The organism is Shigella sp. FC1967 (assembly GCF_001743005.1).
Lineage (GTDB): Bacteria > Pseudomonadota > Gammaproteobacteria > Enterobacterales > Enterobacteriaceae > Proteus.
Genome location: NZ_MIIZ01001126.1, coordinates 1 through 746 on the forward strand (window position 1 = coordinate 1; position 746 = coordinate 746).

The window sequence follows — 746 nt, forward strand, 5'->3', positions numbered from 1 at the left end:
AGAATGTTCAACGTCACTAATGGTCAAAAAGTACACATTAAAACAGAAGGTGAGCGTAGCCTGATTTTTGATGAGGTCATTGTTCGTGTGAGTGAAAAAATTTGCTTTGGAATTTCATATCGATACTGATGAGGCGAATGCAGCAGGACTTCGTAACAACGATAGCGTTTTTTATTGTCAGCTAAGGCAATGAGGTGACGTAATGGACAATCAGTTAATTGAAAGGATAGTAGCTGAAATAGAAAGAAGAATGAAAAAATCGGTGTTGTTAGCGCTTACACCTGCACCGGGATACCAAGATGAAATCTGTCAACGTATCAACACGTTTTCTCATATTCGATTTTCTCTTTTTGTTACAACACAGGCACAAGTCAGTCATGATTTGTCGAAATGGCGTCATCTAGGAGATATGTATAACGCGAGTGAGTTTGATTACCAGCAATTATCGACTTACCACGCACTGTTTGTACCTTATTTTGATAAAAAGCTGGTGGGTGAAATTATTAATGGATTATTTATCAGTGAAGAAGGGAAGTTAATTCATTCTGCACTTGCTCAAAATATTCCTGTTATGGCATTACCTTATTTTTGCCAACCAGAAAGTGAATTAAATGAGATTTTAGGTTTAAATAAAAATAAAGAGTACAACCTGCTTATTCAGGAAAATATTAGCCGATTAAAATCAATGGGTATTATATTCCAACCTATAAATGATATTGAAGCTAATTTAATAAATTATGATGTTA

Annotated in this window: 1 protein-coding gene and 1 pseudogene; both read left to right on the forward strand. The window is 34.7% G+C overall.

The genetic code is table 11. The annotated features are described in order from the left end of the window. Window positions 1-193 (forward strand): annotated as a pseudogene (locus BHE89_RS19160) (PduL/EutD family phosphate acyltransferase); the annotation flags it as partial. Between the two features lie 9 nt (window positions 194-202). After that, window positions 203-746 (forward strand): hypothetical protein (locus BHE89_RS19165; protein WP_128860729.1); only part of this gene is annotated, 544 nt, incomplete at its 3' end.